The sequence below is a fragment of the Acidobacteriota bacterium genome (assembly GCA_016712445.1).
GTDB lineage: Bacteria > Pseudomonadota > Alphaproteobacteria > Caulobacterales > Hyphomonadaceae > Hyphomonas.
On sequence record JADJRB010000002.1, the window covers coordinates 410,716 to 434,748 of the forward strand.

The 24,033-nt window shown below is 62.7% G+C and carries 22 protein-coding genes; all 22 read left to right on the forward strand.

Annotation, left to right across the window (positions count from 1 at the left end; genetic code table 11):
• Window positions 1–49: 49 nt before the first annotated feature.
• Window positions 50–643, forward strand: coding sequence for an NADH-quinone oxidoreductase subunit J (locus IPK75_14960; GenBank protein ID MBK8199649.1), 594 nt, complete (start codon window positions 50–52; stop codon window positions 641–643).
• Window position 644: 1 nt separating this feature from the next.
• Window positions 645–956 (forward strand): NADH-quinone oxidoreductase subunit NuoK, encoded by a 312-nt coding sequence (gene nuoK, locus IPK75_14965; protein ID MBK8199650.1) that lies wholly within the window; start codon window positions 645–647, stop codon window positions 954–956.
• An 8-nt stretch (window positions 957–964) separates the two neighbouring features.
• On the forward strand, window positions 965–3,133 hold the full coding sequence (nuoL, locus tag IPK75_14970) for an NADH-quinone oxidoreductase subunit L (protein ID MBK8199651.1): 2,169 nt from the start codon (window positions 965–967) through the stop codon (window positions 3,131–3,133).
• Window positions 3,133–4,635 (forward strand): NADH-quinone oxidoreductase subunit M, encoded by a 1,503-nt coding sequence (locus tag IPK75_14975; protein MBK8199652.1) that lies wholly within the window; start codon window positions 3,133–3,135, stop codon window positions 4,633–4,635. The genes nuoL and IPK75_14975 overlap by 1 nt, the downstream gene beginning before the upstream one ends.
• A gap of 3 nt (window positions 4,636–4,638) precedes the next feature.
• Window positions 4,639–6,072 (forward strand): NADH-quinone oxidoreductase subunit NuoN, encoded by a 1,434-nt coding sequence (gene nuoN / locus IPK75_14980; protein ID MBK8199653.1) that lies wholly within the window; start codon window positions 4,639–4,641, stop codon window positions 6,070–6,072.
• A 23-nt stretch (window positions 6,073–6,095) separates the two neighbouring features.
• On the forward strand, window positions 6,096–6,800 hold the full coding sequence (locus IPK75_14985) for a biotin--[acetyl-CoA-carboxylase] ligase (GenBank protein MBK8199654.1): 705 nt from the start codon (window positions 6,096–6,098) through the stop codon (window positions 6,798–6,800).
• A gap of 6 nt (window positions 6,801–6,806) precedes the next feature.
• Window positions 6,807–7,574, forward strand: a complete 768-nt coding sequence (locus tag IPK75_14990) for a type III pantothenate kinase (protein MBK8199655.1) — start codon at window positions 6,807–6,809, stop codon at window positions 7,572–7,574.
• 6 nt (window positions 7,575–7,580) lie between these two features.
• Window positions 7,581–9,266, forward strand: coding sequence for a ribonuclease J (locus IPK75_14995; protein ID MBK8199656.1), 1,686 nt, complete (start codon window positions 7,581–7,583; stop codon window positions 9,264–9,266).
• A 14-nt stretch (window positions 9,267–9,280) separates the two neighbouring features.
• Entirely contained in the window at window positions 9,281–9,700 is a 420-nt protein-coding gene (gene mce / locus IPK75_15000; GenBank protein MBK8199657.1) for a methylmalonyl-CoA epimerase, read from the forward strand.
• On the forward strand, window positions 9,700–9,933 hold the full coding sequence (locus tag IPK75_15005) for a DUF1467 family protein (GenBank protein ID MBK8199658.1): 234 nt from the start codon (window positions 9,700–9,702) through the stop codon (window positions 9,931–9,933). The genes mce and IPK75_15005 overlap by 1 nt, the downstream gene beginning before the upstream one ends.
• A gap of 53 nt (window positions 9,934–9,986) precedes the next feature.
• Window positions 9,987–11,303: a proline--tRNA ligase gene (locus IPK75_15010; protein MBK8199659.1), complete on the forward strand. Its 1,317-nt coding sequence runs from the start codon at window positions 9,987–9,989 to the stop codon at window positions 11,301–11,303.
• Window positions 11,300–12,586: an ABC transporter permease gene (locus IPK75_15015; protein MBK8199660.1), complete on the forward strand. Its 1,287-nt coding sequence runs from the start codon at window positions 11,300–11,302 to the stop codon at window positions 12,584–12,586. Before IPK75_15010 ends, IPK75_15015 begins: the two co-directional genes overlap by 4 nt.
• Window positions 12,583–13,272 (forward strand): ABC transporter ATP-binding protein, encoded by a 690-nt coding sequence (locus tag IPK75_15020; protein MBK8199661.1) that lies wholly within the window; start codon window positions 12,583–12,585, stop codon window positions 13,270–13,272. The genes IPK75_15015 and IPK75_15020 overlap by 4 nt, the downstream gene beginning before the upstream one ends.
• A 78-nt stretch (window positions 13,273–13,350) precedes the next feature.
• Window positions 13,351–16,773: a DNA polymerase III subunit alpha gene (gene dnaE / locus IPK75_15025; protein ID MBK8199662.1), complete on the forward strand. Its 3,423-nt coding sequence runs from the start codon at window positions 13,351–13,353 to the stop codon at window positions 16,771–16,773.
• A 147-nt stretch (window positions 16,774–16,920) separates the two neighbouring features.
• Complete coding sequence (gene rpsB, locus IPK75_15030) at window positions 16,921–17,712, forward strand: 30S ribosomal protein S2 (GenBank protein MBK8199663.1); 792 nt, start codon at window positions 16,921–16,923, stop codon at window positions 17,710–17,712.
• Between the two features lie 45 nt (window positions 17,713–17,757).
• Window positions 17,758–18,663, forward strand: coding sequence for an elongation factor Ts (locus IPK75_15035; GenBank protein MBK8199664.1), 906 nt, complete (start codon window positions 17,758–17,760; stop codon window positions 18,661–18,663).
• 105 nt (window positions 18,664–18,768) lie between these two features.
• Entirely contained in the window at window positions 18,769–19,524 is a 756-nt protein-coding gene (locus tag IPK75_15040; GenBank protein ID MBK8199665.1) for a UMP kinase, read from the forward strand.
• Window positions 19,521–20,075 carry a ribosome recycling factor gene (gene frr, locus IPK75_15045; GenBank protein ID MBK8199666.1) on the forward strand — a complete coding sequence of 185 codons (555 nt, stop codon included), beginning with the start codon at window positions 19,521–19,523 and terminating at the stop codon, window positions 20,073–20,075. Before IPK75_15040 ends, frr begins: the two co-directional genes overlap by 4 nt.
• Window positions 20,075–20,833: an isoprenyl transferase gene (locus IPK75_15050; GenBank protein MBK8199667.1), complete on the forward strand. Its 759-nt coding sequence runs from the start codon at window positions 20,075–20,077 to the stop codon at window positions 20,831–20,833. The genes frr and IPK75_15050 overlap by 1 nt, the downstream gene beginning before the upstream one ends.
• Entirely contained in the window at window positions 20,833–21,651 is an 819-nt protein-coding gene (locus IPK75_15055) for a phosphatidate cytidylyltransferase (GenBank protein ID MBK8199668.1), read from the forward strand. Before IPK75_15050 ends, IPK75_15055 begins: the two co-directional genes overlap by 1 nt.
• A gap of 3 nt (window positions 21,652–21,654) precedes the next feature.
• A complete protein-coding gene (locus tag IPK75_15060; GenBank protein ID MBK8199669.1) occupies window positions 21,655–22,869 on the forward strand; it encodes a 1-deoxy-D-xylulose-5-phosphate reductoisomerase in 1,215 nt (404 codons plus the stop codon).
• Window positions 22,857–24,023, forward strand: a complete 1,167-nt coding sequence (locus IPK75_15065; GenBank protein ID MBK8199670.1) for an RIP metalloprotease — start codon at window positions 22,857–22,859, stop codon at window positions 24,021–24,023. Before IPK75_15060 ends, IPK75_15065 begins: the two co-directional genes overlap by 13 nt.
• The last annotated feature ends 10 nt before the right edge of the window (window positions 24,024–24,033 follow it).

Below are 24,033 nucleotides of genomic sequence, written 5' to 3' on the forward strand. Positions count from 1 at the left end.
CATCCCGATCCGGCGAGGGGCCGCGGGAGCAAAGAGGGGCGAGAAGGCTGTGGCACTGATCGCATTTGGATTGATCGCGGTCATCGTGATCCTGTCGGCAACGTTCGTGATTGCCGCGCGCAACCCGGTGCACTCGGTGCTCTGGTTGATCCTGTCATTCTTTTCGGCTGCGGGCCTGATGGTGCTGATTGGCGCCGAGTTCCTCGCGATGCTGCTGATCGTCGTCTACGTGGGCGCCGTGGCCGTGCTGTTCCTGTTTGTCGTGATGATGCTGGACGTCGATTTCGTCGAGTTGAAGCAGGGGACGCTGCGCTACTGGCCGTTCGCCCTTTTGGTCGGGGTCGTCTTCCTTGCCGAACTGGCGCTGGTCTGGTCGGCGAGCGGCTCGCTGAATTTCGACCAGTTCGATCCTTCGCCCGGCGGCGAGACCAACGCCGAAGCGATCGGTGCGGTGATGTACACGGATTACCTGCTGCTGTTCCAGCTCGCAGGGGGCATCCTGCTCGTCGCGATGATCGGCGCCATCGTGCTGACCTTGCGCCACCGGCCGCACGTGAAGCGCCAGGATGTCGGCAAGCAGACCAGCCGCCGGCGCGCTGACGCCTTTGACTTGAAGGACCCGACACCGGGGCAGGGTATCTGACATGGCTGAACTGGGGCTCATCCACTACCTGATCGTCTCGGCGGCGCTGTTCACAATTGGCGTCGTGGGCATCTTCGTGAACCGCAAGAACGTGATCGTCATCCTGATGGCGCTCGAGCTGATCCTCCTGTCGGTCAACCTGAACCTGGTCGCCTTCTCGGTTTTCACCGGCACGATCCAAGGTCAGATCTTCGCGATGCTGGTGCTGACCGTGGCCGCTGCCGAAGCGGCGGTCGGCCTCGCGATCCTCGTCGTCTATTTCCGGAACCGCCGCGACATCTCGGTTGAGAATGTCGACCTGATGAAAGGCTGAACCCAGTCATGCTTCCGGACAGCCTGCTCATCTATATCGTCCTTGCGCCCGGTCTCGCCGCGCTTACCGGCCTGTTCCACAAGTGGATCGGCGACCGTCTGGTCATGCTGGTCACGACGGGCGTTGTGCTGTCTGCCGGCGCGCTGTCATTGTACCAGCTGTTTGCCTACGTGGCAGGCCTCGGTCACGCGCCCGCAGCGGAGCATCATGCCGGGCTTGATGCCTACCTGACTTCGGGCACCGAAGCGGCCGCGGCGCACATCCAGCAACACATCATCACCCTGATGCCGTGGATACATGTCGGCGATTTCCACGCCAACTGGGCGATCCGTGTGGATACATTGTCGATCGTCATGATGGCGGTGATCACCGGCGTGTCCGGTCTCGTGCACCTCTATTCATGGGGCTATATGAGCGAAGACCCGCACAAGGCACGCTTCTTCGCCTACCTCTCGCTCTTCACGTTCATGATGCTGATGCTCGTGGTCGCGGACAACTTCATCCAGCTGTTCTTCGGCTGGGAAGGGGTGGGGCTCGCGTCCTACCTGTTGATCGGGTTCTGGTACACCAAGAAAGCGCCAAACGACGCCTCGATCAAGGCGTTCGTGACCAACCGCGTCGGCGATTTTGGTCTCGCGCTGGGCATCATGGCCGTGTTCTTCATGTTCCGCTCGGTCGAGTTCGCACCGGTCCTCGAAGCAATCCGGACCAATGCCGTGATCAACCCGATCGCGTTCGCGGAGCCGCTGCCCGCGCGCGAGTCGGTGATCGTGTTCTTTGGTGAGCGCGTCTACGCGCTGGAGCTGATCGGCATTCTCCTTTTCATCGGCGCGATGGGCAAGTCTGCGCAGTTCTTCCTGCACGTCTGGCTGCCGGACGCCATGGAAGGCCCGACGCCGGTCTCGGCGCTCATCCACGCGGCGACGATGGTGACCGCAGGCGTCTATCTCGTCTGCCTCCTGTCGCCGATTTACGAGTACACCTTCTACGCCTCCGGCATGGTGGCGCTGGTGGGCGCCGTGACGGCGCTCTACGCCGCAACAGTCGGCATGGCGCAGAACGACATCAAGCGCGTGATCGCCTATTCGACCTGTTCACAGCTCGGCTACATGTTCTTCGCGGCGGGCATCGGCGCGTACGAAGCGGCGATGTTCCACCTCTTCACCCACGCGTTCTTCAAGGCGCTGCTGTTCCTTGGCGCCGGCTCGGTCATCCATGGCATGCACCACGAACAGGACATGCGGAAGATGGGCGGCCTGGCGAAGTTCATGCCGCTGACCTATGCCGCGATGATGATCGGCACGATTGCGATCATCGGCCTCGGCGTGCCGCACACCAAGATCGGTTTCTCCGGCTTCTTCTCGAAGGACGCGATCCTCGAGAGCACGTTCGCGGGCGCAGCTGCCGGCGTGAGCTTCGGTCAGCTGGCGTTCTGGTTCGGCCTGATCGCGGCTTTCCTGACGAGCTTCTATTCCTGGCGCCTGATCTACATGACCTTCCACGGTCCTGCGCCGCATGAAGCGCATGATGACCACGGGCACGCGGCCCACGATGCGCATGGGCATGACGACCACGCGCATGACGTTCATGGCCATGGCCACGATCACACGCCGCACGAGAGCCCTGCCGTGATGTTGATCCCGCTGGCGCTGCTCAGCCTGGGCGCGATGTTTGCGGGCTTCTACTTCTATAATGCGTTCGTGGACGGACAGAACGAAGCCTTCTGGGCGGGCGCGATCTACCGGTCTGCCGAGAACCACGTGCTGCATGCACGCCACGACGTTCCGGACTGGGTGATCTGGGCGCCGCTGGTGGTTACGGTGGGCGGCTTCCTGATCGCGACGTTCACCTATTTTTTCAATCGCGGCATCGGCAAGCGCATTGCCGACAGTGGCGGCCCGCTACACGCCTTGTTCTACAACAAGTGGTTCTTCGACGAGATCTACCAGGCAACGCTCGTGCGTGGCGCAGCACTGCTGGGTAACCTGTTCTGGAAGGCCGACAAGAAGGTCATCGACGGCATCGGCCCGGATGGTTTCGCGAAGGTGGCGAGCATAAGCTCGCGCGGCCTGTCGCGCATGCACTCGGGTTACCTCTACCACTATGCCTTCGTGATCATCGGTGCGGCGATTACGTTCGGCGCCATTCTGTGGATGCGTTCCGGGGGAGCTAACTAATGGGCGGGTTCCCGATCCTTTCGGTCATGACGTTCCTGCCGCTGGCGGGCGCCGTGCTCGTGATGCTGGTGCGCGCCGCGACGGCGGGCAGTTCGCAGCGCGGCGGCGGAACGGATTCGAGCAAGGCCACCCTGATGGCTGCGTTCATCATCTCGGCCGCAACTTTCGTGGCGTCGATCGCGGCCTTCGCATCCTTCGACCGGAGCGCCGATGGCTATCAGCTGGTCGAGCAATATGCCTGGTACGGACCGATCAGCTTCAAGCTGGGTGTCGATGGCCTGTCGCTGTCGCTTGTGCTGCTGACAACTTTCCTGACGCCGATCTGCCTTTTGGCGAGCTGGAATTCGATCGAGAAGCGCGTGACGGAATATGTCATCGCTTTCCTTGTACTCGAGACCTTCATGATCGGCGTGTTCGTGTCGCTCGACCTCGTGCTGTTCTACATCTTCTTCGAGGCGGGCCTGATCCCGATGTTCCTGATCGTCGGCATCTGGGGCGGCAAGGACCGCGTCTATGCGGCGTTCAAGTTCTTCCTCTACACGCTGCTCGGTTCGCTGCTGATGCTCGTGGCGATGGTCTACATGATCCAGGTGTCCGGCTCGGCCGACTTCGAAGTGCTGGAGAAATTCGCATTCGATCCCTCGGTGCAAACCTGGCTGTGGCTGGCTTTCGTCGCCTCGTTCGCGGTCAAGCTGCCGATGTGGCCGGTGCATACCTGGTTGCCGGATGCGCACGTACAGGCACCGACGGCCGGCTCGGTCATCCTTGCCGGCGTGCTGCTGAAGATGGGCGGCTACGGATTCCTGCGCTTCTCGCTGCCGATGTTCCCGGACGCGAGTGCGCTGTTCCAGCCCTACATGTTTGCCCTGGGTGTGGTGGCGATCGTCTACACCTCGCTCGTCGCCTGGCGCCAGACCGACATGAAGAAGCTGATCGCCTATTCGTCGGTGGCGCACATGGGCTTCGTGACGCTCGGTATCTTCGCGTTCAATGAAACCGGGGTGCAGGGCGCCATCTTCCAGATGCTCAGCCACGGCATCATTTCCGGCGCGCTCTTCCTCATCGTTGGTGTCGTCTATGACCGGATGCACACGCGCGAGATCGCGGCCTATGGCGGCCTCGTGAACCGGATGCCGATCTACGCTTCCTTCTTCATGCTGTTCACGATGGCCAACGTCGGCTTGCCGGGCACCAGCGGCTTCGTGGGCGAGATCCTCACCATGGTCGGCGGCTTCCAGGCGGCAACCTGGGCCGCTGCGGGCGCCGCGCTCGGCGTGATTTTCTCGGCTGTCTACATGCTGACGCTCTACCGGCGCACCGTGTTCGGCGAGATCACCAACCCGGCGCTGAACGGCATCAAGGACATGAACCTGATCGAGTGGCTGTGCATCGCACCGCTGGCCGCCCTCACGCTGCTGTTCGGTGTCGCGCCGAACCTGATCTTCAACCTGACAGACAGTTCCACCGCACGGATACTGTCGATGATGGCCGGAGGCCAGTAAGCCATGCTGGACGTTACAGCCATCCTGATGACGGTCGCGCCCGAAATCTGGCTCGCGCTCGCGGGGCTGACCGGGGTCGTGCTCGGCGCCATTTTCGGAGAGCGCTTCAATTCGCTTTCGTTCAAGTACGGCACGCTTGCCCTGTTCGGCGCGGCGGCGCTGGCAGCGCTGCATTTCCAAGGGGGCGAAGCGTTCGGCGGTCTTGTGCGGACCAATACGTTCGTGAACTTCGCCAAGGTCGTCAGCTTCTCGCTGGCCGGTGTCGCGCTGTTCATTTCCGAGGGCTTCCTGAAGCGGCACGAAACGGACCGCTACGAATATGCCTTGCTGACCATTTTCGCGAGCATGGGGATGGGCATCATCCTGTCCGCTGCTGACCTGATGACGCTGTACATGGGCATCGAGACGCTGAGCCTCTCGTCTTACGTGCTGGCGGCGTTCCACCGCGATTCGGCGCGGTCTTCGGAAGCTGGCCTCAAGTACTTCGTGCTCGGCGCGCTGGCGTCGGGCATGCTGCTGTATGGCGCGTCGCTGGTATACGGATTTACCGGCCACACCTCGTTTGCCGGTATCGCGGCGTCGGAGATGTCCGGCGGCGTGATGTTCGGCATGGTGCTGATGATCGTGGGCCTGGCGTTCAAGATCTCGGCGGCGCCGATGCACGTCTGGACACCGGACGTTTATGAAGGCGCCCCGACTGCGGTCGTCGCCTTCTTCGCGTCTGCTCCGAAACTGGCCTCGACAATTGTGTTTGCGAACGTCCTGTTCACCGTGTTCGGTGAGGCGATCATGCAATGGCAGCTGATCGTGTCGATCATTGCCGGCCTGTCGATGATCATCGGGTCGCTGGGCGCGCTGCTGCAGACCAATATCAAGCGTCTGCTCGGGTACTCCTCGATTGCCAACGTCGGTTATGCGCTCGTCGCCGTTGCGGCGGGCCAGGAGACCGGCGCTGCGGCGCTGCTGACCTTCTCGACGATCTATGCCGTCACCTCGCTCGGCCTTTTTGCGGCCGTGCTGGCGATGCGCCGGCGCGGCGGCATGGTGGAAGGTATCGGCGAGCTCGGCGGCCTCATCCGTACCAAGCCGGTGCTCGCGGTGATGATGTCGATCATGATCTTCTCGATTGCGGGATTGCCGCCGTTCGGGGGCTTCTTCGGCAAGTTCGAAGTGCTGCGCGCCGGTCTCGACGCCGGCCTGCTGCCGCTCGCCATCCTCGTGGTGATCGCCTCGGTGATCTCGCTTGGATATTACCTGAAGCTGATCAAGATCATGTGGTTCGACGAGCCGACCGAGCGGTTCGAGAATGTCGACATGTCGGTGATGACTGCGGTGGTCGTCAGTGCTCTCGTCGCAGGCGTGGTATTCATGGTCTTCATCAGCGAGCTGGGAACCGGCGGTTGGGCCACCTATGCAGCATCGGGGCTATTGCGTTGAGCGAGGCCTGGCCCGTCTACCAGATGGGCGTGATCGACAGCACCAATACCGAAGCCAAGCGCCGGGTTTTGACCGGATTCCATGACCAGTGGCTGGTTGCCTCGCAGCAGACAGCCGGACGCGGCCGGCAGGACCGCCAATGGCTCTCGCCAGCCGGAAACATCTATGCGACGGCGCTGTTCCGGGAGCCAGGCGGGTTGGCGGTCGCGCTGCGCGTTCCGTTCGCGTGCGCGCTGGCAGTGCACGATGTGGTCGCGGCCTATGCGCCCAAGGCGGACGCGCGGCTGAAATGGCCGAACGATGTGCGCATCGACCGGCGGAAGGTCTCAGGCATCCTGGTGGAGACCGGGGGCAGCGGCGCCGATTTCTGGATCGCCGCAGGGATCGGCCTCAACGTGCTGGCCCTGCCGGACAACGTCTCGCAGCCGGCGACCAGTCTGGTTGAACTCGGCATGCCGCCTTCGGTGGGGCTGGACGCGGTGTTCCAGAGCCTGCGCGAAGCCTTTGCGAGGCGTCTGGGGCAGGCGCGTGGCGGGTTCGCAGGCATCCGGTCCGACTGGCTCGCACGGGCGGAAGCGCTCGGTGAGTCCCTTCACATTCGCGCGGGCGATGTTGAAATTGAAGGGATTTTCGAGGATCTGGAGCAGGATGGCGCCCTCGTCGTTCGATTGCGGGATGGATCGCGGCGTTCCATAAGGGCTGGTGAAGTAGAAATCCGCAGGAGCTGAAGAGCCATGTTGCTCGCAATTGACGTTGGCAACACCAACACCGTGTTCGCCCTGCATGACGGGGCGGACTGGGTCCATAGCTGGCGGAGCGCCACCGACTCGACGAAGACGGCTGACGACCATGCTTCGTGGCTATGGCGGCTGGCTGACATGCACGGCGTTGACATGACCAAGGCCGAAGGCTGCGTGATTTCCACGGTTGTGCCGCAGGCGCAGTTCAACTTCCGCAACCTCGCCCGCCGCTACCTGAACATCGAGCCGATGTTCATCGGCGATCCTGACCTGAAGACGGGTGTCGAAATCCGGGTGCGCCACCCGGAGCAGGTGGGGGCGGACAGGATCGTCTCGGCGCTCGGCGCACATGTGAAGTATCCCGGTCCGCTGATCGTGATCGATAGCGGGACGGCCACAACGCTCGACGTCGTCGGCGCGGATGGCGGATTTGAAGGCGGGATCATCTCGCCCGGGATCTACCTTTCGATGCGCGCGCTGCACGAGGCGGCGGCCCAGCTGCCCCGGATCGCCATCCAGAAGCCGGCGCATGTGATTGGCAAGGATACCGTCTCAGCGATGCAGTCCGGTGTTTTCCTTGGATATATTGAACTGATCGACGGGCTCGTGCGCCGGGTGAAAGCCGAGTATGGTGAGCCGATGACCGTCGTTGCGACAGGAGGCGTTGCCTCCCTGTTCGAAGGCGCGAGCGAAACCATCGACCATTATGACCAGGATGTCCTGATCCGCGGGTTGCTGGAAGTCTGGAAGCGGAATCGTTGAGACCTGATGCCCGATAGCGCTGCGACGACAGACGAACTCGTATTCCTGCCGCTCGGCGGATGCGGCGAGATCGGCATGAACCTGAATGCCTACGGGTACGGTCCGGCGCACGCACGCCGCTGGATCGTGATCGATGTGGGGGTAACGTTCGGCGGGCCGGACACGCCCGGAATCGACCTGATCTGCGCTGATCCGGCCTATCTGGTCGGCGAGCAGATCGACGCGATTTTCCTGACTCACGCGCACGAGGACCATATCGGTGCGATTGGTCTGCTGTATCCCCTGCTGCGGACGAAGGCGCCGATCTATGCGACGCCGTTCACGGCCGAGCTGGCGCGCGGGAAGTTGCAGGAGCGGGGCGCCGACACCAAGCGGCTCAAGACCATTGCGCTGGGTGCGTGTGTCACGGCGGGCCCGTTCACCGTGCGCTATGTCACGCTGACCCATTCCATTCCCGAGCCGAATGCGCTCGCCATCGAGACGCCCGCTGGCACGATCCTCCACACCGGCGACTGGAAAATCGACCCCGAACCATTGATCGGGGCACGGACGGATATCGAGGGCCTCACCGCGCTCGGCGACCGGGGCGTGCTGGCAATGGTCTGCGATTCCACGAACGTGTTCGAGAGTGGCGAGTCCGGCTCCGAAGATACCGTGCGGCAGGGTTTGATCGACCTCATCGGCAAGCAGACCGGCGCCGTGGCGGTCACCACTTTCGCGTCGAACGTGGCGCGCGTGAAGTCGATCATCGAGGCAGGCAAGCGCGCGGGGCGGGAAGTGTGCCTCGTTGGCCGCAGCATGCACAAGATTACCGGCGCCGCGAAGGCCGTTGGCATTCTTCCGCCCAATCTTGAGTTCATCGACGAGTCGGAAGCGGGATACCTGCCGCCGGAGAATATCCTTTATCTGTGCACTGGCAGCCAGGGCGAGCCGAATGCGGCGCTCACGCGCATCGCGCGGGGCGACCATCGCAATGTCGTGCTGCGCGAAGATGATACCGTGATCTTCTCGTCGCGCCTCATCCCCGGAAATGAATCGTCGGTTTACGCCTTGCAGAATTCGCTGGCGGAGCAGGGCATCCGGATCATAACGCCGCGCATGGTGGACGAGCCGATCCATGTGTCCGGCCATCCGTGCCGGGACGAATTGCGCCGGATGTATCAATGGGTTCGCCCGCGGGTCTCGGTGCCCGTACACGGTGAGCGGCGGCATATCGTCGAACACGCAGCTTTCGCCCGATCGCTTCAGGTCCAGTCCGCCTTGACGCCCCGAAATGGCAGCCTGATCAGGCTCGCGCCCGGAGAAGCTGAAATTGTCGACGAAGTTCCGGCCGGGCGGCTGATGCTGGACGGGTCGAAGCTCGTGCCGGAGGCGGCCGAAGGATTGATCCAGCGGCGGCGCCTGTCGGTCAGCGGGGTGATCCTGGCGACGCTCTGCCTCGACAGTTCGGGCGAGATCATCGATGGCCCGGTCATCGCCGTCAAAGGCCTGTCGGAAAGCGATGGACGCATCGCGGACGAGAGCCTCGAACCTTTGGACGAAGCGGCAATGCGCGCGCTAGAAGGCATCAAGCGCCGCGACCGCTCTGATGACGAAGTTGTCGAGAAGATTGTCGGCCGGGCCCTGCGGAAGGCTTGCGATGCTGAATTCGGAATAAAGCCACTCATAGAAGTGATCGTATTGAGGAGTTGAGACAAGATGAGCGCATTCAAGATCGGCCCCTGAACCATGTCGGCGTGGCCGTGCCCAACCTTGAGCAGGCCTGCGAAACCTACCGGACGCTCTACGGGGCAACAGACATCACGACGCCGTTCGACATGCCGGAACAAGGCGTGAAGGTCTGTTTCGTCAACCTGCCCAACAGCCAGATCGAACTGATCGAGCCGCTGAATGAAGCGTCGCCGATTGCCAATTTCATCAAGAAGAATCCGTCCGGCGGACAGCATCATGTCTGCTTCGAGGTGGCAGACATCAACGAGGCGGTGACCGAAATGGAGAAGCGCGGCGCGACCGTGCTCGGCAAGCCGCGTATCGGCGCGCACGGCACCATGATCATCTTCGTTCACCCGAAGAACTCCAACGGCGTGCTGATTGAGCTGATGGAAACACCCAAGGGTCACCACTGATGTCGGTAGCCGGGGGTATCATCGTATTCGTCCTGGCCTGGTGGATCAGCTTCTTCGCCGTCCTGCCCATAGGTGTGCAGGGCCAGTGGGAGGATGGCTCGACGATCCCCGGAACGGAGGAAGCCGCCCCGAAATACCCCATGCTGAAGAAGAAGGTGCTGTGGGCTTCGATCGCGGCGGCGGTGATCACTGGCCTTGCTGCGCTGATCATCCCGCGCCTGCTTGCCTACTAGGCCCCCGACCGGCTAGGTGAGCCCGGTCTGAATTGCCCGAAAGAGAGCCCTGAATGCGTCTGTCGAACTACTTCTTGCCGGTTTCCAAGGAAGCGCCGGCGGACGCCGCAATCGTGTCGCACCAGCTGATGCTGCGCACGGGCATGGTGCGTCAGAATGGCGCCGGGGTCTATTCCTGGTTGCCGCTGGGCTACCGAGTGCTGAAGCGGATCGAGCAGATCGTGCGCGAGGAAATGAACCGGGCAGGCGCCATCGAGATGCTGATGCCGACGCTGCAGCAGGCCGATCTTTGGCGCGAGTCCGGCCGGTACGAGGCGTATGGCAAGGAAATGCTGCGCATCAAGGACCGGCATGACCGTGAGATGCTCTACGGCCCGACCAATGAAGAGCTCATCACCGACGTGTTCCGCACCTATGTGAAGAGCTACAAGCAGCTGCCGCTGAACCTCTATCACCAGCAATGGAAGTTCCGGGACGAGGTGCGCCCGCGCTTCGGCGTGATGCGAGGCCGCGAGTTCCTGATGAAGGATGCCTACTCGTTCGACCTGACGGAGGAGGGGGCGCGCGTTGCCTACCGCAAGATGTTCTGCGCCTATCTGAATGCGTTTGACCGGATGGGTCTGACGGCGATCCCGATGCGCGCCGATACCGGTCCGATCGGCGGCGACCTCAGCCATGAATTCATCATCCTGGCCGATACGGGCGAAAGCGCCGTTTTCTGCGACCGGGAGCTACTGGACATGCCGGCGCCCGGGCTCGACCTGGACTTCAGCGCTGACCTCGTGCCGGTGGTTGAGCAGCGCACCAAGTATTACGCCGCGACCGAAGAGATGCACGACGAGGCGGCGTTCAATGCGCTGCCGGAGGATCGCCGCGTCTCGGCGCGCGGGATCGAAGTCGGGCACATCTTCTATTTCGGCACCAAGTATTCGGCGCCCATGAACGCGGTGGTGCAGGGCCCGGACGGCCAAATGGTGCCCGTGCAGATGGGCAGCTACGGCATCGGCGTGTCGCGGCTCGTCGGTGGCATCATCGAAGCCAGCCATGACTCAAACGGGATCATCTGGCCTGATGCGGTTGCGCCGTTCACGGTTGGCATCATCAACATGCGAGCTGGTGATACGGCCTGCGATGCGGCGTGCACGGAGCTTTACGCACAGTTCGACAAGGCAGGCATCGACGCGCTTTATGACGACACCGATGACCGGGCCGGCGCCAAGTTTGCGCGCATGGACCTGATTGGCCTGCCTTGGCAGATCGTGATCGGACCCAAGGGACTGGAGAAGGGTCTCGTCGAACTGAAACGCCGGAAGACCGGTGAGAAGGTCGAGGTGACGGTCGAGGAAGCGTTCCGGAGGATCACTGCGTGAGCAATGGCGGCGCGAAGGCGGCTGCTCCTTTCGGCCGCCTCGAACGAACCCTCGCCTGGCGCTACCTGCGCGCGCGCCGTGAACATGGCGGTGCCAGCCTGATCGCTGTGATTTCGTTCGTCGGCATCTTCTTTGCCGTGGCAGCGCTCATCATCACCATGTCGATCATGAGCGGGTTCCGGGCCACCTTGCTGGATGCGTTGCTTGGCGGTGAGCCGCATATCGCCGCTGCGGTTGACGGATATCCGCAGGAAGAGGCGGAAGCCTTTGCCGAGACGATCCGGACGGTCCCGGACGTGATCAGCGTTTCACCGTACATCGAGCAGTTCGTGCTGCTCTCGGCCAACGGTGTGCGCACTGGCGGCGTGGTGCGCGCGATTCCGCCGGCCGACCTGAAGACCATGCCGATCTTCAAGGACGGCGGCGCCACAGCCATCGCAAACGGCTTCGGCGAAGGGCGCAATGGCGGCAACATCGTGATGATCGGCCAGTACCTTGCGGCCAATCTCGGTCTGGGGGTGGGCGACAAGGTCGAGATTGTCACCACGCAGATGCGGTCCGGTCCGGTCGGCCAGACGCCGATCAGCAAGTCTTATGTTGTCGGGGATATCTTCCGTACCGGGAGCGCCCAACTCGACAACGTCTACGTGTTCATGCCCATGCAGCAGGCCCAGATCCTGTTCCAGTCCAAGGGCCGGTACCAATATCTCGACATCCGTGTGAAGAACCCGGACCTGACAGAAGCAGCAATGCAGAAGGTGACGGATGCGACCGGCTACAGCCTCATGTTGCGCGACTGGAAAACCAAGAACCGCACCTATCTCGGCGCGCTGCGTACCGAGCGCGTCATGGTGCGCCTCCTTGTGACCATCATCATGATGATCGCCACGCTCAACATCATCGTCGGTGTCGTGATGCTGGTGAAGAACAAGACGCGCGATATTGCGATCCTCCGGACGATCGGGCTCAGCCGTTCGGGCGTGCTGCGGGTGTTCCTGATGGTTGGCACGGCTCTCGGGTCGCTTGGCGCGCTGCTGGGCATGGTCGTCGGCATATTGTTCATCCTGAACATCGGGCCGATCGAAGCACTGATCAACATGGCCATCGACGGTGAAGTCTTCCCGGCGGAACAGTACGGCCTCGACCACCTGCCGGCGATCCTGGACTGGAGCGATGTGCTCAGTACGGGCGCCTATGCGCTGTTCATGTCGATGTTCGTATCGATGATCCCGGCCATCTGGGCGTCTTCCCAGGATCCGGTTAAAGCCCTGAGGTTCGAATGAGCACGGTGCCAGTCCTCGAACTCAAGGCGATCGAGCGCACCTACAAGACCAGTGCGGGGGCGCTGCCTGTGCTGCGCGGCACGGACCTGCGCATTGCGCCCGGCGAGCTGGTCGGTCTCGTGGGGCCTTCGGGCTCGGGCAAGTCGACTTTGTTGCACACCGCGGGACTGCTGGAACGGCCGGAGGGCGGCGACGTGCTGCTCGACGGGGTGGACTGTCTCGAGCTGAACGAAAACGGCCGTACGGCCATCCGCCGGAAGAAGATCGGCTTCGTCTACCAGTTCCACCACCTGCTGCCGGAGTTCAATGCCATCGACAACGTCGCTATGCCGTTGATGATCGCCGGTCTGAGCCGAAAAGCGGCGCGGGAGCGGGCGGCGTCCCTGCTCGACGACATGGGCCTTGCCGAACGCCTCTATCATCAGCCGGGCCAACTTTCAGGTGGCGAGCAGCAGCGTGTCGCTATCGCGCGGGCACTTGCCAACGATCCGCGCCTTGTGATCGCCGATGAACCGACCGGAAACCTCGATCCGGCCACCACCGAACGGGTTTTCGCCACGCTGATCAAGATGGTGCGTGAAGAGGGGGCCGGCGTGCTGGTGGCGACGCACAACCTCGCCTTGACGCGCCACATGGACCGTGTCCTGACGCTTCAGGACGGCAAGCTGGTGGATTTCACAGAGTAACAGCCTGTGGAACATGGCCATTGGCCATTGGCGAACCGGGTGATTCGGTGACACTTTGGGTGTCCTGGAGAAAAGATCATGGACAGCCCGCTTTTCATCCCCCTGGCGATCCGCTCGAGCTATTCGCTGCTCGAGAGCATGATCAAGCCGTCGGATGTCGCCAAATGGTGCGCCAAGCACCGGGTACCGGCGGCGGCTGTCACCGACCGGAACAACCTCTTCGGGGCGCTTGAACTGTCGCTCAAGCTGGCTGAGACGGGCGTCCAGCCCATCATGGCTTGCTGTTTCGACATTACGGACGGCGTGCCGCGGTCCGAGCCGACACGGGTGTCGCTCTACGCCCAGGACGAGACCGGCTATCAGCGGCTGATGTTCCTGTCCTCGCGGGCGTTCATGGACGCCCCGGACGGGGTGCCCAAGCTGCACAAGCGGCTGCTGCTCGAAGAGACGGACGGACTGATCGTGCTCACCGGCGGCGCCGAAGGCGAAGTGGCACGGCATATCCAGAAGGGCCGTATGGCCGATGCGCGTACGGAGCTGTCGACGCTCGCCGGCGCCTATCCCGGCCGCTGCTATGTCGAGATCACGCGACATGGCACGGCAGCCGAACTCAAGACCGAACCCGGTTTGCTGGAACTCGCCTACGAGCTGGGCCTGCCGATCGTCGGGACGCACGATGCACGGTTCATGAAGCCGGACGACGCGGTTGCGCATGATGCGCTGATGTGCATCGCCAACGGGCAGTACCTCGGACAGGACGATCGCAAGCGGGTCGAGCCGAGCCAGTATCTCAAGTCCCCCGAAGAGATGCGGGAATTGTTCGCTGACCTGCCCGAAGCCCTTGCCGCGACGGTTGAAATTGCACAGCGCTGCGCCGTGCGGGCCGAGACGCGCAACCCCATCCTGCCCGGCTTCAGCGACGGCGGCCGGTCCGAGCCCGAAGAACTTCGCCTGCAGGCCCACGAGGGCCTCGAGCTGCGCCTGAAAGAAGCCGACCAGCTGTATGCTGATCGGCAGGTTTATGTGGACCGGCTCGACTTCGAACTCGGCGTGATCGAGCGGATGGGTTTTCCCGGTTACTTCCTTATCGTGTCCGACTTCATCAAATGGGCTAAGTCGAACGGCATCCCGGTTGGCCCGGGGCGGGGTTCGGGCGCCGGCTCGCTGGTCGCTTGGTCGCTTCTTATCACTGACCTCGATCCGATCCGGTTTGACCTGCTGTTCGAGCGCTTTCTCAACCCCGAGCGCGTCTCGATGCCCGACTTCGACGTCGACTTCTGCCAGGAGCGTCGCGGCGAAGTGATCAAGTATGTACGCGACAAATATGGCGCCGACAGCGTCGCGATGATTATCACCTTCGGGACCCTGCAAGCGAAAGCCGTGGTGCGCGATGTCGGGCGCGTGATGCAGATGCCGTATCATCAGGTTGACCGGCTTGCGAAACTTATCCCGTTCAATCCGGCCAAGCCCCCCACGTTGCAGGAAGCCATCGACGGCGAGCCGAAATTTGACGACGAAATCGCCGCCGACGCGCGCGTAGGTGAGCTGATCGAAATCGCGCTGGCGCTGGAGGGGCTTTATCGCAATGCGGGCACCCATGCGGCCGGCGTGGTGATTGCCGACCGTCCGCTTGTCAATCTCGTGCCGCTCTACAATGATCCGCGTGCGGAGCTGCCGGCCTCGCAGTTCAACATGAAATATGCGGAAATGGCCGGCCTCGTGAAGTTCGACTTCCTCGGCCTCAAGACGCTGACTGTAATCGACCGTGCGCTCAAGTTCATCGAGGCGAGCGGGCGGGAGGTGGGGCCTGCCTGGCGCAGCCTCGACGACACCTCGACCTATGACCTGATGGCCAGTGGCGAAACCCTGGGCGTGTTCCAGCTCGAGGGATCGGGCATGCGCGATACGCTGCGGCGCGTGCGACCCAACAACATCGAAGACGTGATCGCCATCATCTCGCTCTACCGTCCGGGCCCGATGGAAAACATTCCCGTTTATGTTCAGGGCAAGGAAGATCCGTCTTCGGTGACTTACCAGCATCCGGACCTGCGGCCCGTTCTTGAGGCGACCTACGGCGTGCCGGTCTATCAGGAGCAGGTCATGCGTATGGCGCAGGAGGTTGCCGGCTACTCGCTTGGCGAAGCCGACCTGCTGCGCCGCGCGATGGGCAAGAAGAAGCTCGAAGAAATGGTCGCGCAGCGCAAGCGATTTGTCGAAGGCGCAGCCGCGACGAAGAACATGGCCGAACGGCTCGCAAACGAAATCTTCGACACGATGGAGAAGTTTGCCGGCTACGGTTTCAACAAGTCGCATGCCGCCGCCTACGCGCTGATCGGCTATCAGACCGCCTACCTCAAATGCCATTTCCCGGTCGAGTTCCTCGCTGCCTCGATGAGCCTCGATATTGGCAACACCGACAAGCTCGCCGCCTTCTTCCAGGAGGCCAAGCGGCTTCGCATTCCCGTGCTGGCAGCCGACATCAACGCTTCGGGGGCAGACTTTGACGTGCGTGAAGGCGCGATTGTCTACGCGCTCGGCGCGCTGAAGGGCGTTGGCGTGGAGGCCATGAAACACGTGGCGCAGGTGCGCGCAGAATCCGGACCATTCTCCGACCTGTACGATTTTGCAGAGCGGATCGATCCGCGCCAGGTCAACAAGAAGGCGTTTGAATCGCTCGCGCGGGCCGGGGCGCTCGACCCGCTCGAACAGAACCGGGCGCGCGTGTTCGAGGCTTCAAGCGTTCTGGCGCAACATGCCACAAGCTCAGCCGGCGACCGGCAGGGCGGGCAGGGCGGCTTGTTTGCAGATGCGGAACCGGCGCTGCGCCCCCCATTGCCGAACCCTCGCCCCTGGACCGCGCAACAGAAGCTGGATGAGGAATTCCGGTCGATCGGTTTCTACTTCTCGGGCCACCCGCTGGATGACGTGCTGGAGTCGCTCGACCGTGACCGGATTACCTTGATGATGGAGATCGAAGACCGGGCAGGGGAAGGGCGGCCGCTCGAAATGATCGGTATCGTGCGCGCGCGCAACGACCGCTCGGCCAAGAATGGTTCGAAATTCTCGTTCATCACGGTCTCGGACCCCACCGGCGAGCGGGAAGTCACCGTCTACAGCGAAGCACTGATGCAGTTCGGCGACCTGTTGAAACCTGGCCAGGCCGTTGCGCTGACCGTTTCGGTGAAGATGAACGGCGAAGAAACCCGCCTGATCGTTGAGCGGGTCGTGGAACTGGAATCCGCCCGGCTCTCCAAACCGTCGGGGTCGCTCGTCGTCCGGTTGTCTTCCGGGACCAATCCTGCGGAACTTGCGAGCGTGTGCACCCGGCTGGAAGGCCTCCCGGACCCGGATCGCGGCGCGATCCTGCTGGAAATGCCGCTGGAAGACGGCCGTCTGGTCACCGTACGGCTGCCGCAGACCTATACGATCAGCCTCAAAGCCCAGCGGGCCCTTAAGGAAATTCCGGGGGTCGAGCGGGTTATCCCGCGCCGGGCGGCCTGATCGCCCGTATCTACAGCGGTTTGGGCTTGCCCGGCCCCTTAAAAGCTGTATAGGAGCCCACTTCGAAACCATGTCGCGGGTGCATCCGGTGCGAAGGGCTTTGCCCCAAGTTCCACCCTGCGACGGCCAACCGGATGGAGAAAATCGATGGCCCTACCTGACTTTTCTATGCGTCAGCTGCTTGAAGCTGGTGTTCACTTTGGTCACCAGACCCACCGCTGGAACCCGCGCATGAAGCCGTACATCTACGGCGAGCGCTCCGGCATCCACATCATGGACCTGTCGCACACGGTGCCTTCGCTGCACCAGGCGCTCGTTTTCGTTCGTGACACCGTCGCCAAGGGCGGCCGTATCCTTTTCGTGGGCACCAAGCGCCAGGCGCAGGATCCCGTGGCTGAGGCCGCACAGCGCTGCGCCCAGTACTACATGAACCACCGCTGGCTCGGCGGCACGCTGACCAACTGGTCGACCGTGTCGAATTCGATCAAGCAGCTGCGCGAGCTGAACACGATGTTCGACTCGGCTGGCGGTTCGGGCCTCACCAAGAAAGAACTTCTCGATCTGCAGCGCCGCCGCGAAAAGCTGCAGCGTGCCCTCGGCGGTATCGCCGACATGGGCGGCCTGCCGTCGGCGATCATCGTGATCGACACGAACAAGGAAGCCATTGCGGTGCAGGAAGCCCGCAAGCTCGGTATCCCGGTTGTGGCGGTTCTCGATACCAACTGCGATCCGGCCGACGCTGACTACGGCTTCCCTGGCAACGACGACGCGGCCCGCGCGATCTCGCTGTACTGCAACCTGTTTGCAGACGCGGTGCTCGATGGCCTCGCAGAATCGACGGCCGGCCTCGGTGTTGACCTCGGCGCCATGTCGGACGTTTCCACGATGTCGGACTCGGACGTTGCGGTGGCCGACGAAGCGGCTTCGGGCAACGCCTGAACCCGGGCCTGACGGCCTGCAAAATTCAACTGAAGGATCAAAGCCATGGCTGAGATTACAGCGGCACTTGTAAAACAACTGCGCGAGAAGACCGGCGCGGGCATGATGGATGCAAAGAAAGCGCTCGTCGAGAACAACGGCGACGAAGCTGCGTCCATCGAATGGCTGCGCGCGAAAGGCCTGTCCAAGGCTGCCAAGAAATCCGGCCGAGCTGCGGCTGAAGGCCTTGTGGCGGTGAAGGTTTCGGCAGACGGCAAGTCGGGCGCAATCGTCGAACTCAACGCCGAGACGGACTTCGTCTCGCGCAACGAGAGCTTCCAGAAAGCGCTCGACGGGATCGCCAACGTCGCGCTATCGACTGACGGCTCGGTTGCGGCCGTCGCGGCTGCGGCTGCGCCGGATGGCGAAGGCTCGGTCGACGACATGGTGAAGCGTATGATCGCCACGATCGGCGAGAACATGACGCTCCGCCGTTCTGCGAAACTGACGTCGGCCGGCAAGGTCGCGTCGTACATCCACAACGCTGCCGCGCCCGGTATGGGCAAGGTCGGCGTGCTGGTCGCACTGGAAGGTTCGGGCGACCTGGACGATGCAGGCCGCAAGGTTGCCATGCACATCGCCGCGACCTCGCCGGCAGCGGCCACAACGGCTGAGCTCGATCCGGCGCTGATCGAATCGGAAAAGCGCGTGCTCACCGAACAGGCCCGCGAGAGCGGCAAGCCGGACGCCGTCATCGAGAAGATGATCGTCGGCCGGATGCAGAAATTCTACAAGGAAGTGGTGCTCGTCGAGCAGCCCTTCATCATGGACCCTGACAAGACCGTCGGTGAGTTCCTGAAGGCGCAGGGCGCAACGTTGAAGGGCTTCGTGCACTTCAAGCTGGGCGAAGGCGTCGAAAAGGAAGAATCCGACTTCGCGGCCGAAGTGGCCTCGATGACAAAAGGCTCTTGATCAGGCTTGCCTTTCTCCCCGCGAGGGGCTTTGAACAATCCCGGCTGGCGGTTTCGCACAGCCGGGATTTTTTTGGTTCCAGGTTGAGAATGATCGGTGACAAGCATGCCGGCAGATGAGCCCGAAAAGGCCCCGTTGAAGTACCGCCGTGTGCTTCTGAAGCTTTCCGGAGAGGCCCTGATGGGGTCCGGCCAGTTCGGAATCGACATTCCCACTTGCCTGACCTTCGCCCACGCGATCGCCAACGCGCAGAAAGCGGGCGCAGAGATTTGCCTGGTGATCGGTGGCGGCAACATCTTCCGCGGGGTTGCGGGCGCAGCAAAAGGCATGGAACGGGCGCAAGCCGACTCGATGGGCATGCTGGCGACCGTTATGAACGCTCTTGCGATGCAGAGCGTGCTCGAGAGCATTGGTGTGCCCACGCGCGTCCAGTCGGCGCTCAGCATGGACGCGATTTGCGAGCCCTACATCCGCCGCCGTGCGCAGCGGCACATGGAAAAAGGCCGGGTCGTGATTTTCGCAGCCGGCATTGGCAACCCGTTCTTCACGACAGACACAGGCGCAGCGCTGCGCGCGATTGAAATGAACTGCGACGCGCTCCTGAAAGGAACGCAGGTCGATGGTGTCTACACCGCCGATCCGAAACTCGATGCAAACGCCAAGCGCTACAACCAGGTCGCGTACGACGAATTGCTGATCAAGAACCTGCGCGTCATGGACCCTTCAGCGGTCAGCCTGATGCGCGACAACAATATACCGATCGTCGTTTTCTCGTTGAAGGAAGAGGGCTCGCTGGCGAATGTCTTGCGCGGGCGCGGAACTTCCACGACGATCTCGCAGCAGGGAGGCACGAGCGAATGAGCTATAGCAAGCAGGATATCGAACGCCGGATGGAGGGCGCTCTGGCGTCGCTGGCAACCGAGTTTTCCGGCCTGCGGACAGGCCGCGCATCGGTCAATCTGCTCGATTCCATCAACGTGCCAGCGTATGGCGGCGTCTCGCCGCTGAGCCAGGTGGCGTCGGTGACGGTGACCGACACGCGCATGCTCTCGGTGAACGTATGGGACAAGTCCGTGGTCGGCGCGGTCGACCGTGCCATCCGGGAGTCGGGCCTCGGCCTTAACCCGATCATGGACGGGCAGACACTCCGCATCCCGATTCCCGCCCTCAACGAGGAACGCCGGGTCGAGCTGACCAAGATTGCCGGGAAGTATGCTGAAGCGGCCCGCGTCGCCGTTCGCAACGTGCGCCGCGATGGCATGGATGCGCTCAAGAAGATGGAGAAGGCGGGCGAGATCAGCGAAGATGCTGCGCGCGGCCTGTCGGAAGAAGTGCAGAAGCTGACGGACACCTATGTCCACCGCGTCGATGAAGCCGTGAAGGCCAAGGAAGCGGAGATCATGCAGGTGTAATGGCCCGCTCCGGGACATCCCCTGAACCCTCTCATGCCGGTGGCGATCCGCCGGCCCCCCGCCACGTCGCCATCATCATGGATGGCAATGGACGCTGGGCCAAGGCCAAGGGACTTCCGCGCACCGCCGGGCATGAGCGCGGCGTTGAAGCGCTGAGGCGCACGGTGGAAGCGGCCGGCGACCTCGGAATCCGCTACCTCACAGTCTTTTCCTTCTCGACCGAGAATTGGCGCCGTCCGCCTGCAGAAGTGAATACGCTGTTTGCATTGCTGAAGGCCTATGTGCAGCGCGACCTTGCGCGGCTGAAACAGGACGGCGTTCGCATCCGTGTCATCGGCCAGCGCGCCGGACTGCCGCCAGACATCGCGGAGCTCGTCGACCGGGCTGAGGCGGAAACCGAGACCAATTCCAAGTTCCACCTGACGATCGCATTCAACTACGGATCCCGGAACGAAATCCTGCGGGCGGCGGCCGCCTACGCGCAGGCGATTGCAGCCGGCGAAATTTCGGGCGAGCTCACCGAAGCCGGCTTCGAAGCGTTCCTAGACACGCGCGGGCTGCCCGATCCCGACCTTGTCATTCGCACGAGCGGCGAGCACCGCATCAGCAATTTCCTGCTCTGGCAGGCCGCCTATGCCGAGCTGCTATTCGTCGATGTGATGTGGCCCGACTTCAACCGCGCGCATCTGGAAAGCGCCATCTCGCGGTATCATGAGCGGGAACGCCGGTTCGGCGCCGTGGCACCTGGAGCCGGCTGATGGGCGATTGGACACCCGCTGACAAGCGGTTCTCCGAGTTACCTTTGCGCCTGCTGACCGCCCTGATCCTCATTCCATTCGCGCTGTTTGCTGTCTGGTCGGGATCGTGGTGGCTGGCGCTGGGGTGCGCGGCCTTTTGCGCCGTCATGATGCATGAGTGGTGCACCATGAGCGCAACGCCGAATGCGGCTTTGCTGGCCGGAATTGCCGGACTTTTCGGGTTCGCGCTGGCAGTCGAGGATGCCCGTGTCAGCATTGGACTGCTCTGTGCCGCCGCGGTGCTTGCTGCCCTGTCGCCGCCGCGCGTCCTTGCTGCGCGGCTGACCAGCGTGTTCGGGGTTGTCTACGTCTTCGCCATGGTGTTCGGGCTCTACATGCTCCGCGAAGGTCCCTGGCAGGGGCAGGATGCCGCGATCTACCTGATGTCTTTCGTTTGGGCCTCCGATGCGGCGGCGTATTTCTTCGGGCGCATGATCCGCGGCCCGCGGCTGTTGCCGAAGGAAAGCCCCAATAAGACCTGGAGCGGCGCCATCTCGGCGGTGATCGCCTGTGCGGTGTGCGGCTACGTCGCCGCAGGCTGGCAGGACACGCCGCCCGGTCCCTGGATCGTGGCGGGAATGGCCGTGTCGGTCGTTGCCCAGTTGGGCGACCTCTTCGAAAGCGGCCTGAAGCGGCGCTTCCAGGTAAAGGATTCCGGTTCCATCCTGCCTGGGCATGGAGGCCTTCTGGATCGTGTGGACGGCCTCGGGGCCGTCAGCATAACGGCAACGTTGATATTTCTGAGTGTTCCGGACGTTCCACGCCTGCTAGGTCTCTGAAGGATGACAGGCACGCGGCTCATTTCCATATTCGGGTCCACGGGTTCCGTCGGCCAATCAGCGATCGACGTGATACGCCATGCTAACCGTGACGCACCCCGATTTTCGTTCGTAGCGCTCGCCGGCGGACGCAACGCTTCGGCGCTTGCGTCACAGGCGCTTGAACTCCGGCCCGAAGTCGCAGTGATCGCGGACGAGCGTCAATTGCCGGAGCTGAGAGCGAGGCTCGACGGCAGCGGCATCGCCTGCGCGGGTGGTGAGGCGGCATTGGTGGAGGCGGCGACGCGCCCCTGCGACCGGTTCCTTGCCGCCATCGTGGGCGCGGCGGGCCTTCAGTCGACCATGGCGGCCGTCAAGGCGGGCAACCATCTCGCGCTGGCGAACAAGGAGAGCCTGGTTTGCGCCGGCACGATCCTGCTGGACGCCGCTGAGCGGGCAGGGGTGTCCGTTTTACCAGTAGATTCAGAGCATAGCGCCATTTTCCAATGCATCGGAGACGGCCGCTCGCTTGAAACGTTGACGCTGACCGCGTCCGGCGGACCATTCCGCCTGTCCAGCCTCGAGGATATGGCGCGCGCGACCCCTGCGCAGGCTGCGGCCCATCCGAAGTGGAGCATGGGCGTCAAGATTTCGATCGACAGTGCCACGCTGATGAACAAGGCGCTGGAACTGATCGAAGCCGCCATCCTTTTCCGGGTCGATGCGGCGCGAGTGGATGTCCTGGTGCATCCCCAGTCGATCATCCATGGAATGGCCCATTTCAAGGACGGGTCGGTGATTGCACAGCTTGGGTCGCCCGACATGCGGACACCGATATCGCTGGCTTTGGGTTGGCCTGACCGTATCGAAACAGCCGTAGAACGCCTGAACCTTGCCCAGATCGCTCAGCTCGAGTTCGGTCCGGTGGATGGTAAACGCTTCCGGTCGATCGACTTGGCGCGCCGCGCCTTCGGAATGGGGCCGGCTGGGCCTGTCATATTAAATTCTGCTAACGAATCAGCAGTTTCGGCGTTTGTGGGGGGGCAATGTGGCTTCCTGGACATCGCTTGGGCTGTGGAAGCCGCTCTGGACCGCTTTTCATCGTCGGAATTCGCCTCTACCAAGTGCACGACGCTGGAAGAAGTAGCGTTTCTGGACGGGTACGGGCGCAGCCTTGCCGAAGATGAACTGAAGCGAGCCCCGAGCCGGGCAGGAGGAATGACAGCGTGGAAGGCGTAATCAGCCAAGGCCCACTGTTCATCGCTTGCCTGGTGTTCCTGATGGGCATCGTGATCGTCGTGCATGAACTTGGCCATTACTTCGCGGGGCGCTTGTTCAATGTCGCCGCCGAGTCGTTCGCAGTCGGGTTCGGAAAACCGCTGTTCGAGGTACGCGACAAGCGCGGCACGCGCTGGCGGTTGAACTGGATCCCCCTCGGCGGTTTCGTGGCCTTTGTCGACAAACGGTCGCTGGAAGATGCGGCGCCCGAGGCGAGCGCACCGGTGGGCGTTGCATTCGACGATGTCGGCCCGCTCAAAAAGATCGTCATTTCGCTGGCGGGGCCATTTGCCAACTTCGTTCTGGCAGCGGCAATCTTTGCGCTGGCGCTGGGCGTACACGGCGTTGCGGTACAGCCAGTGCGGGTCGCGGCCACGCTGGAGGGCATGCCGGCCCAAGAGGCAGGCGTGCTTGAGGGCGACCAGATCCTGAAAGTCGACGGCCAGCCCATTCGCAACACCTCCGATTTCATCAGCGCCATACTGCTCAGCCCCAATGAGCCGGTTGACCTGACGATTGACCGGCAAGGCACGGAACGGGTGATTTCTGTGACGCCAGTCGAGGTTTTGCGAGAGAACCCGTTTGGCCAGATGACCCGGCAGAGCACCGTCGGGCTCAGCATCGCGCCTGCGGCGGAAACCGCCCGCATCCGCTATGGGCCCCTCGAATCAGTCGTAGCGGGTGTGCAGCAGACAGGTTCCTCGCTGGACCAGACCGTGAAGATGCTGGGCAGCATTGTTACCGGCAAGATGTCCTTCAACTCGCTTTCCGGCCCCGTGGGCGTTGCCGATGTGTCGCGCCGGATCGTGAACAATGCCATGGACCGGCCGGATGTGCCGCTGTCCAAGCGGCTGAATTACCTGTTCTGGATGCTGCTCAGCCTCTGCGCTGCCATCTCGGTCGGGGTGGGCTTTTTCAACCTGTTGCCACTGCCAGTGCTGGATGGCGGGCGGGTTGTGTTTCATGCATACGAGGCAGTGATAGGCTCAAAAATGCCAAGCCAAGTTGAGGCGATGGCGCTGCGTGTGGGAGTGTTGGTCTTGGTGGCCATGGTGATCGTGATCACTTGGGGGGACATTCTCGAGACCGGCGTCTTCGGACGGGGAACCAGCTGACGGCGGTCAG